At 67.6% G+C, this 19,321-nt stretch carries 21 protein-coding genes; 8 read left to right on the forward strand and 13 right to left on the reverse strand.

The genetic code is table 11. The annotated features are described in order from the left end of the window. Positions 1 to 216 precede the first annotated feature (216 nt). Positions 217 to 717, reverse strand: a complete 501-nt coding sequence (locus tag ABIE00_RS03285) for a PLD nuclease N-terminal domain-containing protein (protein ID WP_354256662.1) — start codon at positions 715 to 717, stop codon at positions 217 to 219. A 129-nt stretch (positions 718 to 846) separates the two neighbouring features. On the opposite strand from ABIE00_RS03285, the gene ABIE00_RS03290 reads away from it, so the two are divergent. Beyond that, entirely contained in the window at positions 847 to 1,170 is a 324-nt protein-coding gene (locus tag ABIE00_RS03290) for a DUF4229 domain-containing protein (protein WP_354256665.1), read from the forward strand. Positions 1,171 to 1,172: 2 nt separating this feature from the next. Here ABIE00_RS03290 and ABIE00_RS03295 read toward each other — a convergent pair whose 3' ends face one another. The 5 genes from ABIE00_RS03295 to ABIE00_RS03315 all read right to left on the reverse strand — a co-directional run bounded on the left by ABIE00_RS03295 (position 1,173) and on the right by ABIE00_RS03315 (position 5,597). Beyond that, positions 1,173 to 2,054 (reverse strand): 1,4-dihydroxy-2-naphthoate polyprenyltransferase, encoded by an 882-nt coding sequence (locus tag ABIE00_RS03295; RefSeq protein ID WP_354256668.1) that lies wholly within the window; start codon positions 2,052 to 2,054, stop codon positions 1,173 to 1,175. A gap of 86 nt (positions 2,055 to 2,140) precedes the next feature. Then, positions 2,141 to 3,292, reverse strand: coding sequence for an AMP-binding protein (locus ABIE00_RS03300; RefSeq protein WP_354256671.1), 1,152 nt, complete (start codon positions 3,290 to 3,292; stop codon positions 2,141 to 2,143). Between the two features lie 75 nt (positions 3,293 to 3,367). Next, positions 3,368 to 4,321: a 1,4-dihydroxy-2-naphthoyl-CoA synthase gene (locus tag ABIE00_RS03305; protein ID WP_354256674.1), complete on the reverse strand. Its 954-nt coding sequence runs from the start codon at positions 4,319 to 4,321 to the stop codon at positions 3,368 to 3,370. A 21-nt stretch (positions 4,322 to 4,342) separates the two neighbouring features. Then, positions 4,343 to 4,783 carry a VOC family protein gene (locus ABIE00_RS03310; RefSeq protein WP_354256677.1) on the reverse strand — a complete coding sequence of 147 codons (441 nt, stop codon included), beginning with the start codon at positions 4,781 to 4,783 and terminating at the stop codon, positions 4,343 to 4,345. A gap of 52 nt (positions 4,784 to 4,835) precedes the next feature. Continuing rightward, the gene (locus ABIE00_RS03315; protein WP_354256680.1) at positions 4,836 to 5,597 is read right to left on the reverse strand and encodes a CPBP family intramembrane glutamic endopeptidase; all 762 of its coding nucleotides are present in this window, start codon (positions 5,595 to 5,597) and stop codon (positions 4,836 to 4,838) included. A 305-nt stretch (positions 5,598 to 5,902) separates the two neighbouring features. On the opposite strand from ABIE00_RS03315, the gene ABIE00_RS03320 reads away from it, so the two are divergent. After that, complete coding sequence (locus tag ABIE00_RS03320) at positions 5,903 to 7,663, forward strand: ABC-F family ATP-binding cassette domain-containing protein (RefSeq protein WP_354256683.1); 1,761 nt, start codon at positions 5,903 to 5,905, stop codon at positions 7,661 to 7,663. Between the two features lie 85 nt (positions 7,664 to 7,748). Here the strand turns inward: ABIE00_RS03320 and ABIE00_RS03325 are convergent, their stop codons facing one another. After that, positions 7,749 to 9,707 (reverse strand): hypothetical protein, encoded by a 1,959-nt coding sequence (locus ABIE00_RS03325; protein WP_354256686.1) that lies wholly within the window; start codon positions 9,705 to 9,707, stop codon positions 7,749 to 7,751. Then, on the reverse strand, positions 9,704 to 10,177 hold the full coding sequence (locus tag ABIE00_RS03330) for a hypothetical protein (protein WP_354256689.1): 474 nt from the start codon (positions 10,175 to 10,177) through the stop codon (positions 9,704 to 9,706). The genes ABIE00_RS03325 and ABIE00_RS03330 overlap by 4 nt, the downstream gene beginning before the upstream one ends. Positions 10,178 to 10,564: 387 nt before the next feature. Here ABIE00_RS03330 and ABIE00_RS03335 point away from each other — a divergent pair, with 387 nt between their 5' ends. Further along, on the forward strand, positions 10,565 to 12,028 hold the full coding sequence (locus tag ABIE00_RS03335; RefSeq protein ID WP_354256692.1) for an amino acid permease: 1,464 nt from the start codon (positions 10,565 to 10,567) through the stop codon (positions 12,026 to 12,028). 72 nt (positions 12,029 to 12,100) lie between these two features. Here the strand turns inward: ABIE00_RS03335 and ABIE00_RS03340 are convergent, their stop codons facing one another. Both ABIE00_RS03340 and ABIE00_RS03345 read right to left on the reverse strand, forming a co-directional pair. Further along, positions 12,101 to 12,826, reverse strand: coding sequence for a dienelactone hydrolase family protein (locus tag ABIE00_RS03340; RefSeq protein WP_354256695.1), 726 nt, complete (start codon positions 12,824 to 12,826; stop codon positions 12,101 to 12,103). Positions 12,827 to 12,962: 136 nt separating this feature from the next. Further along, positions 12,963 to 13,139, reverse strand: a complete 177-nt coding sequence (locus ABIE00_RS03345; protein WP_354256698.1) for a CsbD family protein — start codon at positions 13,137 to 13,139, stop codon at positions 12,963 to 12,965. A 190-nt stretch (positions 13,140 to 13,329) separates the two neighbouring features. On the opposite strand from ABIE00_RS03345, the gene ABIE00_RS03350 reads away from it, so the two are divergent. The 5 genes from ABIE00_RS03350 to ABIE00_RS03370 all read left to right on the forward strand — a co-directional run bounded on the left by ABIE00_RS03350 (position 13,330) and on the right by ABIE00_RS03370 (position 17,585). After that, the gene (locus tag ABIE00_RS03350; RefSeq protein ID WP_354256701.1) at positions 13,330 to 13,788 is read left to right on the forward strand and encodes an SRPBCC family protein; all 459 of its coding nucleotides are present in this window, start codon (positions 13,330 to 13,332) and stop codon (positions 13,786 to 13,788) included. Continuing rightward, positions 13,788 to 14,477, forward strand: a complete 690-nt coding sequence (locus ABIE00_RS03355) for a pentapeptide repeat-containing protein (RefSeq protein WP_354256704.1) — start codon at positions 13,788 to 13,790, stop codon at positions 14,475 to 14,477. Before ABIE00_RS03350 ends, ABIE00_RS03355 begins: the two co-directional genes overlap by 1 nt. Positions 14,478 to 14,656: 179 nt before the next feature. Further along, positions 14,657 to 15,868, forward strand: a complete 1,212-nt coding sequence (locus ABIE00_RS03360) for a thiolase family protein (protein WP_354256707.1) — start codon at positions 14,657 to 14,659, stop codon at positions 15,866 to 15,868. A 44-nt stretch (positions 15,869 to 15,912) separates the two neighbouring features. Further along, positions 15,913 to 16,734, forward strand: a complete 822-nt coding sequence (locus ABIE00_RS03365; protein ID WP_354263256.1) for an enoyl-CoA hydratase/isomerase family protein — start codon at positions 15,913 to 15,915, stop codon at positions 16,732 to 16,734. Next, positions 16,731 to 17,585, forward strand: a complete 855-nt coding sequence (locus ABIE00_RS03370; RefSeq protein ID WP_354256710.1) for a 3-hydroxyacyl-CoA dehydrogenase family protein — start codon at positions 16,731 to 16,733, stop codon at positions 17,583 to 17,585. The genes ABIE00_RS03365 and ABIE00_RS03370 overlap by 4 nt, the downstream gene beginning before the upstream one ends. An 8-nt stretch (positions 17,586 to 17,593) precedes the next feature. On the opposite strand, the gene ABIE00_RS03375 is transcribed toward ABIE00_RS03370, so the two are convergent. The 3 genes from ABIE00_RS03375 to ABIE00_RS03385 are packed head-to-tail and all read right to left on the reverse strand — an operon-like array spanning position 17,594 to position 19,193. Next, positions 17,594 to 17,824 carry a DUF6480 family protein gene (locus ABIE00_RS03375; protein ID WP_306925546.1) on the reverse strand — a complete coding sequence of 77 codons (231 nt, stop codon included), beginning with the start codon at positions 17,822 to 17,824 and terminating at the stop codon, positions 17,594 to 17,596. A gap of 34 nt (positions 17,825 to 17,858) precedes the next feature. After that, positions 17,859 to 18,290 (reverse strand): SRPBCC family protein, encoded by a 432-nt coding sequence (locus ABIE00_RS03380; RefSeq protein WP_354256714.1) that lies wholly within the window; start codon positions 18,288 to 18,290, stop codon positions 17,859 to 17,861. A 51-nt stretch (positions 18,291 to 18,341) separates the two neighbouring features. Then, positions 18,342 to 19,193, reverse strand: a complete 852-nt coding sequence (locus ABIE00_RS03385; RefSeq protein WP_354256717.1) for an SGNH/GDSL hydrolase family protein — start codon at positions 19,191 to 19,193, stop codon at positions 18,342 to 18,344. Between the last annotated feature and the right edge of the window lie 128 nt (positions 19,194 to 19,321).

Genomic DNA, 19,321 nt, shown 5'->3' on the forward strand with positions numbered 1-19,321 from the left:
TGAACGGCTGTCCCTGCAGGGCGGGAGGAAGAGAGCGTGGGCGCGGCATACGAGCATTCTGCTGCCCGAAGTGGGTCTGCATGCCGTTATCCACAGTTCAGGGCCGGTGTGGAGGAATAGTGGGCGGGTGACCGCTCCGCCGTGTAGGCATAGTCCTGCTGCGCCGTTTTTGGTAAATCGGCGCGGGGTGGCGGGTAAATCGGATGGCCGTGAAGGCTACTTTGCCTCGGGGTTGCCTTCGGCGTTGGCCTCGCCTGAGGCTCCCGGCTTGCGTGGACCAGGCTCACCCGCGGCCGGGCCGCTGGCATTTGAACTGCCGCTGTTGGTGCCCGGTGCTGCGCCCGTGTTGCCTGTGCCCGTTGTGCCCGTGCGGCGGGTGCCGCCGTCGGCCTGGTTCTTCCGTGCCGCGTCGTCCCGCAGCTTGCGGAGGCGCTCCGCCTCGGCCTGGCGGCGGCGCTGCTCGAGGTTGCGCAGGAAGTCGGGGTCGTCGTCGGGGGCCGTAGGGTGCTGCGGGTAAACGGGCTGGGCCACAACCGTGGCGCGGGGGCGGCCGATCAGGAACCACAGTGCGGCGCCGATGAGCGGCAGGAGGATCACCATGATGAGCCACGTTGTTTTGGAAAAGCCGCGGGTGGAACGCTTGTCGGTCCGGATAACGTCCACCAGTCCGTAGACGTAGATGGCGAGAATGGCGACTGCGAGTACAACACGAGGCATGCAATCAGTCTAGCCGTCGCGCGCCCCGGCGGAGATTACAGTATGCCCACAGTCATGCGCCAGCAAAACGCCGAACGGGAGCCGCAGATGTCGCAGGATACGTTCAGGCAGGACGGCTAAACTTGGATAGTGGCTTTTCTGAAATACTCCCTGATCCGGTTTGCGATCTTCCTGCCCCTGTTTGTGCTGTTCGTCTTCCTGCAGCTGGGGTGGTTCCTGGCCGTCATCTGTGCGGGGCTGATTTCCTTCGCCATCAGCTACCTCTTCTTCCAGAAGCAGCGTGATGCCGCGACGGCGTCACTGCATGCCCGCTTCTCCGGCCGCGCCAAGCCCATCCGCACCGCCGGGGAGATCGATGATGCCGAGGCCGAGGACCACCTCGTCGACACGAACCCGGACATCACCATCCGCAACGACGTCAAGAAGCGCGAACCCCGCGGCGGGGAAGCTTAGGCTTACAGCCCGGTGCTCAGCACCAGCCCCAGCGAGAACAGCACGGCATAGCCTAGGTTGATCAGGCCCGTCTGCTTTAGCACCGGGATGAGGCTCTTGCGCTTCCGTCCGTTGATCATGAGCCAGGCCGGCATCAGACAGGCCGGGATCAGCAGCAGCACGATCAGCATCCACGGCCGCGTGGGGGCCAAAATCACCACGAGCAGAATGGCCACCGCCAGCATCAGCACGTAGCTCTCGCGGGCGTGCTTGTCGCCCAGCCGCACCGCCAGGGTTTTCTTTCCGGCCTGAATGTCCGACGGGATGTCCCGGACGTTGTTGGCCATCAGCAGGGCGCACGCGATCAGGCCGGTACCGATGGCGCCGATCACGGCAGGCAGGCCGATCTGCCCCGCTTGGGTATACGTGGTGCCGAGCGTGGCCACCAGCCCGAAGAACACGAACACGAAAACGTCTCCCAGGCCCATGTAGCCGTACGGGTTCTTTCCACCGGTGTAACCCCAGGCCGCCATCACGCAGCCCACGCCCACCAGCAGCAGCCACCACGTCTGGGTGATGAGGACCAGGACCAGCCCCACGAGCATGGCCAGGCCGAAGGCACCGAACGCGGCATACTTCACGTGTGCGGGGCGGGCTGCACCGGAACCGACCAGCCGCAGCGGCCCGACCCGGTTCTCGTCCGTCCCGCGGATCCCGTCCGAGTAGTCGTTGGCGTAGTTGACGCCGACCTGCAGCAGCAGCGCCACGAGGGCTGCCAGGACCGCATTGAGCGGGAGGAAGGAACCCATCTCGTAGGCCGCTGCCGAGCCGATCAGGACAGGGGCGATCGCGGCCGGCAGGGTGCGGAGCCGGGCGCCTTGGATCCATTGAGCGGCTGTTGCCACGGTAAGTACCTCGTGTTGGGTCGGTGATACGTTCAAAAACCTTGGCGTGCGCTGGGCACGCGCCGCAGCAGCGCGGCAGGACTACTCTATTTTCCCTGATGGAGCGCGTTGAGCCGTTCAATCATGGCCAGGCGGTCCGGCTTGCCGTTAGGCAGCATGATCAGCTCACCGGCCGGAAGGACGGTCTTGGGGGCCAGCAGCCCCAGCGTCCGGTGCCATTCCTCGGCCCACGCGGCCCCGTCCCGTGCAGCGCCGTCGGGTCCGGAAGCGGTCCCGGCCACTGCCACATAGGCGGCCACGGCCTGGCCCCATTTCGCGGACTCGACACCGGCCACGAAAGCTGCGGTCACGCCGTCGGACTTTTCCAGCTCAGCCTGCACGTGCGCGGCGGAGACTTTGACGCCGCCGGTGATGATGACGTCGTCGGCGCGGCCCAGCACGGTGAGCCGGCCGTCGGCGTCGAGGGTGCCGAGGTCGTTGGTCCGGTACCAGCGGCTGCCATCCTCTTCGACGAAGGCCTCGGCGGTCTGCCGCGGTGCCCCCAGGTAGCCGGCGGCGAGCGTGGAACCGCCCAGGTGGATCCGGCCGTCGTCGGCGAGCCGCAGGGCCACGCCCTCGAGCGGATAGCCGTCGTACACGCAGCCGCCGCAGGTTTCCGCCGCGCCGTAGGTAGTAACCACCCGTAGGCCGGCGTCGCGCGCGGACCCGAGGAGCTCGGCAGAGGCCGGGGCGCCGCCGAGCAGGATGCCGTTGAAGCGGCGCAGCACGGCGAGTGTGTCCGCCGACGGTTCAGCGAGCAGGCGCTGCAGCTGCGCGGGCACCAGCGACGTGAAGCGGATCTTGTCCGTCAGCTCCAGCGCGGCCGCGGTGAAGGCATCGGCGGTGAAGCCCCCGGACAGGTCCATCGCCCAGGGCCGGGTGCCGGCGAACAGCGAGCGGATCAGGACCTGGACACCCGCCACGTACTGCAGCGGCAGGGCCAGCAGCCATTGGCCCTCACCCTTGAGCGCGAAGGCGGTGGCCATCGACGACGCCGCCAGGGCGTCCACCGTCAGGACCGTCGCCTTGGGCGTCCCGGTGGACCCGGACGTGCGGACCACCACGACGGCATCTTCGAACCCGGGAGTCGGAACCGGCGTCACCACCGGATCGCCGTCGGGGCCGGCGGAAAGTTCGACGGCCGAACCCTCGCCGTGGAGGGCGGCCGCCAACGCCTTGAGTGCCGGCTCGATATTCACTGCGTGCGCCTGCGTTGTGCGGACGTAAGGGGTGCGGACCTGGGGAGCATGGGGTGCCTTCCGACGAGTGCGGGCTTAGAAGTAGTACGGGAACTTCGACCAGTCGGGGTCGCGTTTCTGCAGGAAGGCCTCCTTGCCCTCCACGGCCTCGTCGGTCATATATGCCAAACGGGTCGCTTCGCCGGCGAACACCTGCTGGCCGGCCAGCCCGTCGTCGGCGAGGTTGAACGCGAACTTGAGCATCCTGACGGCCTGCGGGGACTGCCGGGCAATGTCCGCGGCGTATTCCAGCGCCACTTCCTCGAGGCGCTCGTGGTCCACGGCCTCGTTCACGGCTCCCATCCGAACCATGTCCTCCGCGGAATATTCGCGTGCGAGGAAGAAGATCTCCCGGGCGGCCTTCTGGCCGATCTGCCGGGCCAGCAGCGCTGAGCCGTAGCCGGCGTCGAAACTGCCAACAGTGGCGTCCGTCTGCTTGAACTTTCCGAACTGGCGCGAGGCGATGGTCAGGTCGGAGACCACGTGCAGGGAGTGCCCGCCGCCGGCCGCCCAGCCGTTGACGACGGCGATGACCACCTTGGGCATGGTCCGCATGAGCCGCTGGACCTCCAAAATGTGGAGCCGGCCGGCACGGGCGGGGTCGATGGTCTCCTGCGTCTCGCCATCAGCGTAGCGGTACCCGTCCCGGCCGCGGATCCGCTGGTCCCCGCCGGAGCAGAACGAATGGCCGCCGTCCTTGGGGGAGGGGCCGTTGCCGGTCAGCAGCACGGTGGCCACGTCCGGCGTCATCCGGGCGTGGTCCATGGCGCGGTAGAGCTCGTCCACGGTCCCCGGGCGGAAGGCGTTGCGGACCTCCGGACGGTTGAACGCGATGCGGACGGTGGGCAGGTCCCGGGTCACGGTACCGTCGTCGGACCGCTCCACCTGCCGGTGGTACGTCAGGTCCTGGAAGTCGTCGAAGCCGGACACGGTGCGCCAGCGGGAGGGGTCAAAGACGTCGGAAACCTTGGCGGGGAAATCGTTGCTCACCGTCCAAGTCTAGTAATCGGCTCAGCTGATGCAGAACTCATTGCCCTCGGGGTCCGCCATGGTGTGCCATTCGTGCGGGCCCTGGCTGGCCGTCCAGAGAAAGGTGGCGCCGCGGGCTTCCAGTTCGGCGCGGACGTCATCCTTGTCCCGGCCATCCAGCCGGACGTCCCAATGCACCCGGTTCTTGATGGTCTTCTGCTCCGGCACGGTCTGGAACAGCAGACGCCGGGCGGGTGCCTTGGCGTCGATTTCCTCAGTGGGCCGGATCGCCGCACCGTCCTTCCACACGAGCCTGCCGTTGTGCGTCATGGTCTGGTCTTCGGTGGCGAAGCCCTGGCTGATCATGGACCGGATGAAGCCCTCGTCCTGCGGCTCCACGGACCAGTCCAGCGTTTCGGCCCACCAGTCGGCGAGGTCGTGCGGGTGGTGGCAATCGATGGCGATCTGAATGTTGAGTCCCATGGCACCAAGCTACGACGCCGGCGCCGCCTCGGATAGGGCCGGGAGCGTGACTCTAGGTCTGGGCCCCTTGCAACTGGTCCAGCAACTCCGGCGGGATGGTGTACAGGAAGACCGCGGCCACCAGGTTCTTGGTGGCATGGACGAAGTAGGAGAACATCAGGTTCCGCCCCGTCCACACGTACACAAACACCAGGGTGCCGCCCATGGCCAGGTATGGCATGAGCGCGGGGACGGTGAGGGCTTCCTGGCCCACGATGTGCAGCGCAGCGAAGAGGACCACGGACAGTCCGCAGCAGATCCAGATGTTGACACGCCGGCTCAGCTTGCCGATCAGGAGGTGCCGGAACACATACTCCTCCACGAACGGGCCCACCACGACAATCAGCGGCACCATCAGCCAGGCCGGCACCTGCCGCATGAGCGCCTGCAGCCCGGCCTGGTTGGCGGACGTCTCGGTGGTCCCGCCCACGACCACCAGGATGGCGGTGACAATCATCATCGCGACGACGGCCAGCGGCACCATCGCGAGCGTGAACCAGGGCCGCGTAGCAAGGACTTTGAGGTCCCGGGCCACCACGCGGCGGGCGGCAAACAGGGCCAGGGCGCCGACGCAGCCGTAGAACAGGAGGTTCACGCCGTAGGAGGCGACGGCCGGCGTCGGGGCCAGTGCCCGGAGCAGCGGCAGGATCAGTTCCCCGGCCAGCGCGAAGAAGGCGGCGACGGCCACGTAAAGCCCCACGGCGGTGAGGTCCAGCGGCGAAAACCGGTAGAGATCCGGCCGCGGAGCAGGGAGCATGCGTCTGGTATTCACCATGCCTCCAGCGTAGTGCGCCAAGCCCCGCGCGAACGGACACTTGTGGCCCCGCAGGAGGGGTCAATTGGGGCCGTAACTGTCCGTTCGCGCTTGCCCGACAGGGGTGCGAACCTTGACGGGGCCGCCCGTCGGCGGGCAGGCTTGACCCATGAAGTCCTAACCACGACGCCGGCATCGACCGGCGTCGACCATGTTCCGGCCTGTATCCAATCACCTGGATCTGTCGACCAAGGGCCCGTTGAGCGTATGCACCGAGAGTTATGTATCGGGCTCCGGGGCCGCCAACTGGACTGCGAGGACTTCCCATGACTGAACCACATTTCCGCACCGAACAGCTGCACCTGTCCGGCGTTACCCACGGTTACGGAGACCGCGAACTCTTCAACGGCGTCGAACTGGTGATCGGCGCGGGGGAACACGCCGCCGTCGTGGGTGAGAACGGTGCCGGCAAATCCACCCTGCTCCGGATCCTGGCGGGCATCGAGGCACCCGTGGAAGGCACGGCCCGGCGGCATGGCCGGGTGGGCTACCTGGCGCAGACCTCCGGACTCTCCGCCCGGCTGACCGTGGCCGACGCCATCGACGATGCGCTTCGCACACTCCGGGAGATGGAAGCCGGGCTGGAGCGGCTGGAGGCCGGCCTGGCATCGGCCGGGCCGGCCGAGCTAGAGACCTACGGGAACCTGCAGACCGAATACCAGCTCCGCGAGGGCTATGCCGCGGAATCCCGTGTCGAGGCGGCGCTGGACCGGCTGGGCCTGGGCGGCGTGGACCGCGGCCGGACGCTGGGATCGCTGTCCGGCGGGGAGCAGGAGCGCGTCGCGCTTGCCTGCCTGCTGGCCGATCCCGCGGACATCCTGCTGCTGGACGAGCCCACGAACCACCTGGACGCCAGCGGCACTGCCTGGCTCGAAGGCCGCCTCGCAGCGCACCGGGGAGCCGTGGTGGTGGTCTCGCACGACCGCGTGCTGCTGCGGAAGGTCGCTGCCACCGTTATCGAGGTTGACGCCGAGCGCCGCTCGGTGAACCGCTATGGCAACGGCTACGACGGCTACCTGAAGGAGAAGCGGGCAGAACGCCAGCGCTGGGTTCAGCAGTATCACGGCTGGCTCGATGCCATGGCGGCCGAGCGGCGGCAGGCAGACACCGTGGCCGGCCGGATGGGTTATGCCCGCCGGCGGGACAACGACAAGGCGGCCTTCGACTTCAAGACCGGGACCTGGGAGCGCGCCGCCGCAAGCAAGATCCGCAACGCGCAGGAGCGGCTGCGCCGCCTGGAGGACAACCCGGTGGAGCGCCCGCCGGAACGCCTGAAGCTCGAGGCCGGGCTCGACCGCGGGCCGGGGTCGGCCGCTGGTTCCCGCGGTAGCGCTGCCGGCAGTGCCGGCGGACCTTCCGGGAACGGACACCAGGAAGCGTTCGATGGGGTCCTGTGCGCCCGCAACACCCGGGTGCCTGGCCGGCTGGCCGTCCCGGAGTTCCGCGTGGACCACGGGCAGAAAATCCTCATCACCGGTCCCAACGGGGCCGGGAAGTCCACACTGCTCTCGGTCCTGGCGGGAACGCTCGAGCCGGCTGCGGGCCAGGTGGTGCGAAACGGCCGGATCGGCTATCTGCAGCAGGAGCTGGAGTTGCCCCCGTATCCAAATCTGCGGCTGCTGCCGGCCTTCGCCGCCGGGCTCGGCGGGAACATCGACGACCATGCCGAGGCGCTGCTGCGGCTGGGCCTCTTCCGCACCAGCGAATTCCATGTTCCGGTGGGTGCACTCTCGGCAGGACAGCAGCGCAGGCTGGCACTCGCACGGCTGCTGCTCGGCCACAAGGACATCATGCTCCTCGACGAACCCAGCAACCATCTGGCCCCCGCGCTCGTGGAGGAGCTGGAATCGGCGCTCGCGGAGTTCGACGGAACGGTGGTGATGGTCAGCCACGACCGGGCGCTTGGTGAGTGGTTCGATGCGTGCGCGGGCCGGTCCCGTGGCCGGGCCGGCGAAGGTGCTTCCGGGAGATGGGTCAGGTACACCATGGCGGAGGGCATGCTCGAGAAGGTGGCGCAGCCGGCCTGAGCCGGCGAAGTGCCCCAGCCCGTCCGGGAAACGAGAAATCCCGGGCCCGGCGGTTTGCCGGGCCCGGGATTTTCGATTTGGAAAGCTACCGGAACAGGGCGCTGTACGTTCCCATGATGATCCGGTCGCCGGGCCTGGACTTCCTGATGTAATCCACCACGGCCCAGTCGTCCAGCGAAATGCAGCCCGCCGTCGGGACCTTGTTCATGTGCAGGAAGATGGCGAAGCCGGCGTCCTGAATGATGTTGGGCCGGTTGTAATTGATCACCACGCCCTGCCGGTAGTCATGCGTGGCGCGGGTGGCGAAGTACCACATGTTCTCGTCCCAGCCCACCCACGACGAGGACTCGAAGTACTTGTTGTACGTCGCGGTCCACGGGTTGCCGCCCCAACGTGACCCGGGGTTCAGTGTCCGGTAGGGGAGCGCCGTTCCCGGGTTTCCCAGCCCGAAGGCCTCCGTCACCGAGTACGAACCTGTGGGCGAGTACAGGTACCGGGTCGGGCCCGAGGGGACGCCCGGCGCCTTGAACCCGGAGGCGCCCACGTAGCCGTCGGTCCGCCAGTCCTGCACGTATGTTCCGGCCATCCGGACGCAGTAGACGTTGGTGGCGTACGACTGGCCGTAGCCCTGGGTGAACGTGAGCAGCACCCGGTTGGCGCCATAGGTGGAGTACCGGGACCGCCCGTTATTCAGCTTCTGGCACTCGGTGATGCCGTATGCCCGGGTTCCGCCGGCCTTGGTGTAGCCGATGAAGCCGCGCTGGAACGACTGGATGCACTGGTCGCCGGCGCACCGTTCGTTCGACGTCGGGTAGCCCAGCCAGCCGCCCGCTCCGCCGTTGGTGGCAAACCGCTGGGCGATGCCGGCCCGGACGATCCAGGCCGGGGTCAGCGGAGACCAGTAGATGGTGCCGCCCTGGAACCGCTGGATGCACCCGCCGGCGACCTGTCCGCAGGCCTCGTTGGCCAGTGGGTAGCCCAGGGAGCTCCGGTTACCGCCGGTGAGGATGTAGCGGGTGCCGATGCCGCCGCGTGTGATCCAGGCGCCGGTGGCGGGCGACCAGTAGATGCTGCCGCCCTGGAACCGCTGGAGGCAGCCGCCCGCCACCTGGCCGCAGGCTTCCGTGGTGGTGGGGTAGCCCAGGACGCCGTTCTGCGCGCCGGCTGCGCGCCAGCGCGAGCCGATGCCGCCCCGGATCACCTGGCCTCCGGTCTGCGGCGACCAGTAGATGGTGCCGTTGTCGAAGACCTGGGAGCAGCCCCCGTTTTTCAGGCCGCAGGTTTCACTGGCCGACGGCAGGCCAAGCACCGTCTCGGCGCCTGCGGCTGCCCAGCGGCTGCCGATCCCCGTCCCGGTGGAGAAATTGAGGAACCGGGTTCCGGTCCAGATGATCACCTTGCCGGTGGAGAACTTCTGCAGGGACCGTGATCCCAGGACGATTTCGTCGCCGATGGGATAGCCGAAGGCCGCGAGGCCGCCGCCCGCTGTCCACTGCGGACCGGTGCGCCCGGAGGACAGCAGGACCGGATGGGCGCCGGACCTGGACGTCCAGTAGATCGAACCGCCGGTGAAGTTCTGCACGCAGAGCCCGGCCGAACATTGCTCGTTCGACGTCGGCTCGCCGAGCGCGCCGCCCGCTCCGCCAAGGCTTCGCCACTTGGCACCGATGCCGCCGGCGGTGGCAAATTCGGGGTCGGGGGCCGGTGCCGGATCTGTGATGGCCGGATCTGTGATGGCAGGGTCCGCTGCCGGTCCAGTTACAGACGGGTCCGACGGCGTCTCCGGGACCGCCGGGTCCGTGGCCGGATCGGCCGCCGGGTCAGTCGCCGGGTCCGTGGCCGGGTCGGGAACCGGGTCGGTTGCGGGGGGAGCGGCCGGGTCGGTGGTCGCCGCTGTGGCGACCGTGGTGTCGGCAGCGGGGGTGGAAGAGTCAGTCGCCTGGCTGGGCGGTGTCCCGGAACCGACCGCGAGGGCGGGGGAGGACGCGAGTGGTCCGGCCGCCAGGCTCAGGAGCAGGGCAGCCGCAAGTATTGGTTTTTTCACGAAGCATCCTCCACCGACACGACCGGTTCGCACGTGCCGGCCTGGCCCGTGGTTTTGGCGAAGTTCTCGGCAGAAACTACAGCCGATTTCCCTGCCTGGACCGTTTCCGTGATCAGGGTGTGGCCCTGGACCGCCGCGCCGACGGTGACCGCGATGGCCACCGTGTACTTCTTGGCTTTGTCCGATGAGTTGACGAGGGTGCCCTTGAACGTCCACTGGCCGTCCGCCCCGGCCGTGCAGGTGTGCTCCTGCAGGGCGTCGATCGCGTTCAGCGATGTGGACACATCGGTGGGCAGGGAAGGTGCCGTAGTGGGTGGTGAGGATTCCGACGGCGGCTGGGACACCGCCGTCGTACTGGCTGCCGATGGTGGGGCGCTGGTGCCGGATCCGGAAGGGGCTGGGCCCCCGCCGGAACACCCCGAGGCTGCCAGCAGCAGGGCCGCCGGCAGCAGTAGTGCTCTCTTTCTCATAGTCCCCCCTGAAAAATGGCGCGAGTGCCGGCCTCCGCATGAGACGGTGCGGATGCCATGGACGGGAACGAATCCCCGGCCATGGTGCTCAGAGTAGCCGCAATCAGGGCACCAGAGGGAGCCTTTTCTCCATTCGAGTTACTGTTTTGCAACGCGACGCCGGAGGGTGTCCAAAACCGGCCCTGGCCTGCGGAATGTTGCCCGCGTCACGGGCAGTCCGGAAATCTTGTACGATGGATGGGCCGTGCGAACCTTCGATGCTCCACGAGTTTTTGTGCACATAGGTCCTCAGGAGGGGCCTGAAGTCGAATTATCTGTACAAGAACTCCAGGTTCCGGAACCGGCAGTGCCCTACCCAAGGCAACCCCCGACCTACAAGGAACAGTTGTGCCTCAAAGTACCCCCACAGAACTTATGAGCCCGACGGCTCCATCCGCCGCCGTCGACCCGACCCTCAGCGCCGAGGGCTACAAGAAGACCCTGAGCCGGCGCCACGTCACCATGATCGCGATGGGCGGCGCCATTGGCGTGGGCCTGTTCATGGGAGCCGGCGGCCGGCTGGCCTCCACCGGTCCCGCGCTGATCTTCTCCTACGCCATCGCCGGCGTCATCGCTTACCTGCTGATGCGCGCGCTCGGCGAGCTCATCATGTACCGCCAGACCTCCGGCTCCTTTGTGAGCTACGCGGGTGAGCTGTTCGGAAAGAAGGGCGCCTACCTGTCCGGCTGGATGTACTTCATCAACTGGGCCATGACCGGCATCGCTGAACTGATCGCGATCGGCCTCTACTTCCAGTTCTTCTTCCCCAACGTCCCCGTGGAGCTCTCCGCCATCGCAGCGCTGGTGCTGCTGGTGGCCGTGAACCTGCTCAGCGTCAAGGCGTTCGGCGAATTCGAATTCTGGGCGTCCTGCCTCAAGGTCGGCGCCATCGTGATCTTCCTGGCCGTGGGCACCTTCATGGTGGTCACCAACGCCAAGGTGGGCGCCGGCCATGCATCTGCAGCCAACCTCTTCGCCGGCGACGGCGGCATGTTCCCCAAGGGCGCGCTGGTGATGATCCTGGTGCTCAACGCCGTCATCTTCGCTTACAACGCCATCGAACTCGTGGGCATCACGGCCGGCGAGATGGAAAATCCGGAACGCGAAGTGCCCAAGGCGATCCGCGCCGTCGTAATCCGCATCGTTGTCTTCTACGTCGGTTCCGTGACCCTGCTGGCCATGCTGTTGCCTTCGGACCAGTACAAGGCCGGCACCTCGCCCTTCGTCACCGTCTTCGGCCAGATGGGGCTGCCGTGGATGGGCGACGTCATGAACATGATCGTGATCACCGCCGCGCTGTCCTCCTCTAACTCCGGCCTGTACTCGATCGGCCGGATCTTCCGCACCATGGCCAACAACGGGCATGCGCCGCAGTGGCTGACGAAGATGTCCAGCCGCCACGTGCCGTATGCCGCCATCCTGGCCATCGCGGCCGTGTACCTCGTGGGCATCCTGCTGAACATCTGGCTGGGCGGCTCGCACGCGTTCGACCTCGCGCTAAACACCGCCTCAATCGGCGTCATCTTCACCTGGGGCTCCATCTTTGCCAGCCAGATCGCGCTGCGCAAGAAGAAGGGCGGTGTCTCCAGCCTGCCGATGCCGGGTTCGCCCTGGACCAGCTGGGCCGGGCTCGTGGCGCTGCTGGCCATCACGGTGCTGATCGGCTTCGACACCATGACGGACAAGGCCACGGGCGAGGTGTTCCTGCTCGGCCTCTGGACCCTGGCCAGCATCCCGTTCTTCGCGCTGGTGCTGTGGCTGGGCTGGCAGAAGGTCAAGAACAACGAGCCGAAGAGCGAACTTTTCAGCTAGCTTCCTGTTTTGATCACGACGGCGGGCGCCTCCTTTCCGGAGGCGCCCGCCGTCGGCGTTTCCAGGGGAACGCTAGTCCTTGAGATGCCGCGCGAAGTGGTCCTCGATCCGGCGCCACGCTTCCGGGGCGGCGGCCGGATCCGGGCCTATGCCCAACACGCGCGTCAGCGGGCGCAGCGCCCGCGGGCCTTCCTCCTGGTCGTTCAGGAAGGAGTGCCCCGCCGTCGGGAACTCCTTGACGTCGTGTTCGACGCCCACGGCGTCCAGCGCGGATTCCAGCCTCGCGGCGGTGCCCCGCAGGGTACGGTCCCGGGCGCCGTAGTTCGCGACCAGCGGGCAGGAGCCGCGGAGCGTCGGCTCGAGGTCGCGGGGGAGCCTGCCGTAGTTCACGGACGCCGCGTCGAAGCCGTCGCGGGCCGCCAGCAGCGCGAACCCTCCGCCCATGCAGAAGCCGATGACGCCCGTCCGGCCTGTGCAGAGGGGCGATGCCTTCAGCCAGCTCCGCGCCGCGGCGATGTCGGCGAAGACGCGCCCTTCGCCGGTGATCATGGACTGCATGGTACCGACCAGGCAGCGGCGGGGGCCGCCGTCGCTGTAGAGATCCACGGCGAGGGTGAGGTAGCCGGCAGCGGCCAGCCTGTCGGCGTGGCGGCGGATCTGGTCGTTGAGGCCGAACGCCTCGTGGATCATCACGACACCGGGAAAGGGGCCCGTTCCCGCCGGTGCGGCGAGGTAGCCCCGAAGGTTCCTGGATCCGCCGGCGTCTGCGCCTGTCCCGCCCAGGTCTACGTGCGTCATGGCCCCAGTCTCGCACGGCCTGCTTTGTGGCCTTGGATGGGCCGCCGTCTTTGCGGGGCGGCAGTTCCGGCCCACAAAAACGGCGACGCCGGGCTCCCCCCAAGGGAGTCCGGCGTCGCCGTTTGGCGGTGGTGTACTAATCCCGCTTGAATCCGTCCTTGACGTCTTCGCCGACCTTCTTGGCGTCGGCGACCACCTGGTCCTTCTGGCCCTCTGCCTTCAGGCGGTCATTGTCCGTTGCGTTGCCTGCGGCTTCCTTGGCCTTGCCGCCGAAGTCCTCTGCAGCGTTCTGGATTTTGTCTCCGATACCCATGAGGGGCACCACCTTCCGTTGCCGGTTGATCTGACAAAGCCATTTCAGGCTAACACGAAGCATGCTTACTATTTCAAGCCGGATGTGGATATTTCGTGTAGCGGCCCGCGGTTACCGGCGGGAATGCCCCCGGGCTTGGGGCGGGTTCTCTGCTGGCCCAAAATGTCGGTGCCGCGGCTAGGCTCGAAGGATGAATCACAGCCTCACCCTGAGTCAGCATGTCAACGCCAGCCCGGAGAAAGTCTGGCAGGTGATCTCGGATGTTCCGGGGTCCGCCGCCACGCTGTCCGGGGTCGAGTCCATCCAGATGGTCAGCGAGGGACCGTATGGCGAGGGCACCCGCTGGAAGGAAACGCGGTCCATGATGGGCCGGCGCGAAACCGTGGAAATGTGGGTGTCCCAGGCGGATCCGCCGCGCAGCACCACGGTCAAGGCGCTGCAGGGCGGGGCCGACTACACGTCCCGGTTCACGCTGGAGGAGCGGGGCGGCGGGACCGACCTGACCCTGACCTTCGGTGCGGAGGTCCTCAGGCCGACCGTACTCAGCCGGCTGATGCTCGCCGTGTTCGGGCGGTTGGGCATGAGCATGACGCGGAAGGCCCTGGCCAAGGACCTCGCCGATATCGCCGCGAAAGCGGAGCAGCTCTAGTGGCGGGGCGGTTTGCGGGCCGGCCCCGGCAGGGTGCGGCATCGAAGGTCACGCCGCCGAGGCTGGCGCCGGTCACCCTGGAAGGACTCCGGGATGACGACGCGCCGGACTTCAGGCGTGCCGACCGGTATGACGGAATGCGGTACAGCCGCGCGGACGCCGACGGGCTGGAGCTCAGCGGCATCACCTTCGCCGAGTGTGAATTCGACGGCGTCTCCTTCCATGACGCCCAGCTGCGCGGGGCCACGTTCCGGGACTGCGTTGTGGCGGAGGCCTTTGCCCCCGTCCTGAACGCGGCCCGGTCCACCATGCATGACGTCGTCTTCAGCAACCCGCGGTGGGGGTCGGCGGAGCTGTACGAGGGCGGCTGGCAGTCGGTCCGGATCGATGGCGGCAAAATCGACTACCTGAACCTGCGGGGATCGCGGTTGGCAGACGTGCAGATCAGCGACTGCATCATCAGCGAACTGGACCTCGGCTCGGCCACCGCGGCGCGCGTGGCACTGAAAAACTGCACCATCGGCAGCCTGGACCTCGCCGGCGCCAAGCTGAAGGACTTCGACCTGCGCGGCACGGACTTCCGGAGCATCAGCGGCCTGGGCAGCCTGGCCGGCGTGGTGATCGACGAGTACCAACTGGGGCTCCTGGCCCCGCTGCTGGCCGCCCACCTGGGTGTAGTCGTCGCCTGAGATTTGGAGGCCTGGAGTTTTGTCCACGTGTCGCGACTTCGCGGCTCGCTAACTCGCGGCACACGGACAAAAACTCCCGTCCCGTTGACCGGTTGCCCGCACCGTGTAATCTTTATAGAACGAACGGTCGGTAATTTATTCGCTTCCGACCGCCCTGCTTCTGCGAAAAGGATGTTCTCATGGTCGAGGCTTTTCTGGTCGGCGGTGCCCGCACCCCGGTAGGACGATACGGCGGAGCGCTCTCGGCGGTCCGGCCCGATGATCTGGCCGCGCTGGTGGTCCGCGAGGCCGTGGCCCGGGCCGGCGTGGATCCGGACGCGATCGACGAGGTCATCCTGGGCAACGCCAACGGCGCCGGTGAGGAGAACCGCAATGTGGCGCGCATGGCCACCATCCTCGCCGGCCTCCCGCTGCACATCCCGGGTATTACCGTGAACCGGCTTTGCTCCTCGGGCCTGAGCGCCATCATCATGGCCAGCCAGATGATCAAGTCCGGTGCCGCGGACATCGTGGTGGCCGGCGGTGTGGAGTCGATGAGCCGCGCGCCCTGGGTCCAGGAGAAGCCGCAGGCAGTTTTCGCTAAGCCCGGCGACATCTTCGACACCTCCATCGGCTGGCGCTTCGTGAACCCGCTGTTCACGAAGGGAGAGCTGTCCCGCGGCGGCAAAATGACGTTCTCCATGCCGGAAACCGCCGAGGAAGTAGGCCGCGTGGACAACATCTCCCGCGAGGACGCCGACGCCTTCGCCGTCCGCTCCCACGAACGGGCCCTCGCAGCCATCGAGGCAGGCCGCTTCAAGGACGAGATCGTCCCGGTGACGGTCAAGACCCGCAAATCCGAGACCGTGGTGGACACCGATGAGGGGCCCCGCGCGGGAACGTCCATGGACGTGCTGGCGGGCCTCCGCCCCGTCGTCCCCGGCGGCTCGGTGGTCACAGCCGGTAACTCGTCCTCCCTCAACGACGGCGCTTCCGCCGTCATCGTGGCCTCCGAGGCCGCAATCCAGCGGCTGGGCCTGACGCCGCGTGCCCGCATCATCGACGGCGCCTCCGCCGGCTGTGAGCCCGAAATCATGGGCATCGGCCCGGTTCCGGCAACCCAGAAGGTCCTCAAACGGAGCGGGCTCAGCGTCGGTGACCTCGGCGCCGTCGAACTTAATGAGGCGTTTGCCACCCAATCCCTGGCGAGCGTTCGGCGCCTCGGGCTGGACCCGGACATTGTGAACAACGACGGCGGTGCCATCGCTTTGGGGCATCCGCTGGGTTCCAGCGGCTCCCGGATTGCCATCACCCTGCTGGGCCGGATGGAGCGCGAAGACGCCCGGATCGGCCTGGCCACCATGTGCATCGGCGTGGGCCAGGGCACGGCCATGCTGCTGGAGCGCGTCTAGTGCCGGGCCAGGACAACGCGAACCAGGACAGTACGAAGCAGGACATCGCGGGCCAGGACAGTGCGAACGGACACTTGGGCACCCTGGAGTTCAGCACCCTCCTGGTCGAGGAGCGCGGGGACAGGGTGGTGGTGCTGCTCAACCGCCCGGACGTCCGGAACGCGATCGACCAGCAGATGGTGGACGAGCTCCATGCCGTTTGCGCCGAGCTGGAGAAGAACCCGAAGGTCCTGATCATTGCCGGCACGGAGGGAGTTTTTGCTTCGGGCGCGGACATCACCCAGCTCCGGGAACGGCGCCGCGACGACGCACTGCAGGGCATCAACTCCACCATCTTTGTCCGGATCGCCAAGCTGCCCATGCCGGTGATCGCCGCGCTGGACGGCTACTGCCTGGGCGGGGGCGCCGAGCTGGCGTACGCTGCTGATTTTCGGATCGGCACCCCGGCCATTCGGATCGGCAACCCGGAAACCGGCCTCGGCATCCTCGCCGCTGCCGGTGCCAGCTGGCGGCTGAAGGAACTCGTGGGGGAGCCCGTGGCCAAGGAAATCCTGCTGGCCGGCCGGGTGCTGAAGGCCGAGGAGGCCCTCGCCGTCAATCTGGTCACCGAACTCCACGAGCCTGCAGAGCTCATGGACGCCGCCCACAGGCTGGCCGACCGCATCGCCCGGCAGGACCCGCTGGCCGTCCGGATCACCAAGTCGGTGTTCCACGCCCCGGCGGAGGCGCACCCGCTGATCGACCAGCTGGCGCAGGGAATCCTGTTCGAGTCGCAGGCCAAGTTCGACCGGATGCAGGCCTTCCTGGACAGAAAGAACTCAGACAAGAAGAACACCACAACGAACACAGACGGGACCAAGCCATGACCGCCATTCCCCAGCACGTCGGAGTCCTCGGCGGCGGCCGGATGGGCGCAGGAATCGCCCACGCCTTCCTCATCAAGGGCGCCACCGTGGTGGTAGTGGAGCGCGACGACGATGCTGCCGCCGGCGCCCGCACCCGGGTCACCGACGCCGTGGCCAAGTCCGCATCCCGCGGCGCCCTGGACGGAACCCCGGAGGAAGTCCTGGCCCGGTTCAGCACGTCCACCGACTACTCGGCCTTCGCCGGCTGCGGCCTCGTAGTGGAGGCGGTCCCGGAGGACTTCGAGCTGAAGGTCAGTGCCCTGAAGGCGGTCGAGGAACAGCTGGCGCCTGACGCGTTCCTGGCCTCGAACACGTCCTCGCTCTCGGTCACCGACCTCGCCGCCCAGCTGCAGCGGCCGGGCAGCTTCGTGGGGCTGCACTTCTTCAACCCCGTGCCCGCTTCCACCCTGATCGAGGTGGTGGTGGCCAAGGAGACGTCGCCCGGGCTGGCGGCCCGGGCGAAAGGCTGGACGGAAGCGCTCGGCAAGACCGCCGTCGTCGTCAATGATGCCCCGGGGTTCGCGTCCTCGCGGCTGGGCGTGGCGATTGCGCTGGAGGCGATGCGCATGGTGGAGGAGGGAGTGGCCTCCGCTGAGGACATCGATGCCGCCATGGTGCTGGGTTACAAGCACCCCACCGGTCCGCTGAAGACCACCGACATTGTGGGCCTGGACGTCCGCCTGGGCATCGCCGAATACCTGCACTCGACGCTGGGGGAGCGCTTCGCGCCGCCGCAGATCCTGCGGGACAAGGTGGCTCGCGGCGAACTGGGACGCAAGACCGGCAAGGGGTTCTTCGACTGGGCTGACTGACCGGCGCCTTACAGCAGGCCGACGATGTAGCCGACGAAGAACAGCAGGCACAGCAGCACCACGAGCCCGATGAGGACCAGCACCGCCACCTGCGTTCCACGCGGTGGTCCTCCCTCGTCGTGCCCCTGCGGCCCTCCGGTGGAGCTTTCAGCGGGCGGCGTTTCCCCGGGCGGCACTCCGCCGCCTGGTTCCAGCCCGGTGAGGTGGTCTTCCAGGGGGTCGGGGTTCTGGCTGCTCATGGGGTCCTCCTTTGCTGGATTTGCGGCCGGCCGGCTACAGCGACTCGAGTTTCTGGCGCAGCCCGTTCAAGGCTGGGTCGCGCAGCTTCATGAACTGCGGCCTGAGGAACGGCTGCAGCAGCTTGTAGGGCCAGTTGATGCTGAACTGGGCCGTGTACAGGATCTCGGAACCGGAGCTGAGCGACCGCACGTCGATCGAATCGAATGCGACGAGGTTCCGGTGTTCACCCCGGAGCTTGATGTGGTTGTCGAACAGTTCGATGACCTCGTACTCGATGGGCTGGCGCTTGCCGCGGAACACGGCCTCGGCATGGTAGCGGTGGCCGACGGCGACGGGTCCCTCGGTCAGCTTGTCCATGACCGCTGTGCCGGGGTCCCAGTCGCTGGTGTGCTCGAAGGCGGACAGGTAGGCGAACGCAGTCCGTGCCGGCAGGGACGAAGCGACAGTGCCCGAGACGGTGATCATGACACCAGCCTAGCCACGCGCGGCGCCGGGCACACGGTGTTGGGCAGGCGCCTAGTCGACCGCCGCCCGGATGGAGGTGGCGTACCCCTTGGCATAGCCGTCAGCAGTCGGATGGAAGATATCGGCGGTCTGGCTGCCGCAGGTGGAAGAGGCGGTGCAGAGTGGCGGCAGCCCCACGATCCACGGCTGCTCGGATCCGATTCCGTGCCCGGAGAACGCGCGCGCCACATCCACGTATTCAACCTTCGCGCGGCCGCCGTCCGCCTGGCGGGCCGCCTTGGCAATGACCGCGTTCAGCTGCTGCGTCAGTCCGTTGATCGGATCGGCAGCGGGGCCGGCGCCCGGCTCGAACAGCAGCGGGTATCCGGTCACATAGATGTCGGCACGCGGTGCCTTGGCCTTGACGTCGTTCAGCATGGCCAGAAGATCCTGGAAGAACGGGCTCCCCGCCGGGTTGGTCAGGGCGGTCTGCAGCACCGACGCCCGCTGTGCCAGGGCGGCGGTGCACGCCGCACCGGAGTCCTTGGAACAGATCACCAGCGCGCCGATGGAGTCCAGGTCGTTGCCGCCGGCGGTGACGGTCACCAGGTCCACCTTCCTGTTCAGCGAGGGGATCTGGGTTGCCCGGACGGTGCCGGTGGTGGCTCCGCTGCACGCCGCATTCCCGGTCAGGCCGATCTTGCGCGCCGCGTCCAGCAGCACCGGATAGCTATGGTTGCTCCGCAGGCAAGCGTCCGTGTACGGCCCGGCGCCCTGGCCGGCGGCGTAGGAGTCGCCCAGCGCCACATAGGAATCGAACCGGTCCGCAGATGCCGGCGCGGCGGTCAGGCCGGCGATGGCCAGCGCCGCGAGGACGCCGGTGAGGCGGGCAATCCGCCGTGGCAAAGGCTTTTTGGCTGTCATCTGAATCCCCATATTCGCTCAGGCCGTGGAGCGGCGCCCCTGGTGTCCAAAGGTATTGTCCAAGGGTACGCCCGCCGTCAATGCCAACCCGTCAATGCCAACCCGGCAATCGGGCCCGGCAGGCAGGA

It is taken from the genome of Arthrobacter sp. OAP107 (assembly GCF_040546765.1).
Lineage (GTDB): Bacteria > Actinomycetota > Actinomycetes > Actinomycetales > Micrococcaceae > Arthrobacter.

Bases quoted from the DNA above. Each gene is read 5' to 3' on its own strand.
- ABIE00_RS03285 (WP_354256662.1), bottom strand. From the start codon at position 717: ATGCCTCGTGTTGTACTCGCAGTCGCCATTCTCGCCATCTACGTCTAC.
- ABIE00_RS03310 (WP_354256677.1), bottom strand. From the start codon at position 4,783: ATGGGACTCAACATTCAGATCGCCATCGATTGCCACCACCCGCACGAC.
- ABIE00_RS03315 (WP_354256680.1), bottom strand. From the start codon at position 5,597: ATGGTGAATACCAGACGCATGCTCCCTGCTCCGCGGCCGGATCTCTAC.
- ABIE00_RS03320 (WP_354256683.1), top strand. From the start codon at position 5,903: ATGACTGAACCACATTTCCGCACCGAACAGCTGCACCTGTCCGGCGTT.
- ABIE00_RS03330 (WP_354256689.1), bottom strand. From the start codon at position 10,177: ATGAGAAAGAGAGCACTACTGCTGCCGGCGGCCCTGCTGCTGGCAGCC.
- ABIE00_RS03340 (WP_354256695.1), bottom strand. From the start codon at position 12,826: ATGACGCACGTAGACCTGGGCGGGACAGGCGCAGACGCCGGCGGATCC.
- ABIE00_RS03345 (WP_354256698.1), bottom strand. From the start codon at position 13,139: ATGGGTATCGGAGACAAAATCCAGAACGCTGCAGAGGACTTCGGCGGC.
- ABIE00_RS03350 (WP_354256701.1), top strand. From the start codon at position 13,330: ATGAATCACAGCCTCACCCTGAGTCAGCATGTCAACGCCAGCCCGGAG.
- ABIE00_RS03360 (WP_354256707.1), top strand. From the start codon at position 14,657: ATGGTCGAGGCTTTTCTGGTCGGCGGTGCCCGCACCCCGGTAGGACGA.
- ABIE00_RS03370 (WP_354256710.1), top strand. From the start codon at position 16,731: ATGACCGCCATTCCCCAGCACGTCGGAGTCCTCGGCGGCGGCCGGATG.
- ABIE00_RS03375 (WP_306925546.1), bottom strand. From the start codon at position 17,824: ATGAGCAGCCAGAACCCCGACCCCCTGGAAGACCACCTCACCGGGCTG.
- ABIE00_RS03380 (WP_354256714.1), bottom strand. From the start codon at position 18,290: ATGATCACCGTCTCGGGCACTGTCGCTTCGTCCCTGCCGGCACGGACT.
- ABIE00_RS03385 (WP_354256717.1), bottom strand. From the start codon at position 19,193: ATGACAGCCAAAAAGCCTTTGCCACGGCGGATTGCCCGCCTCACCGGC.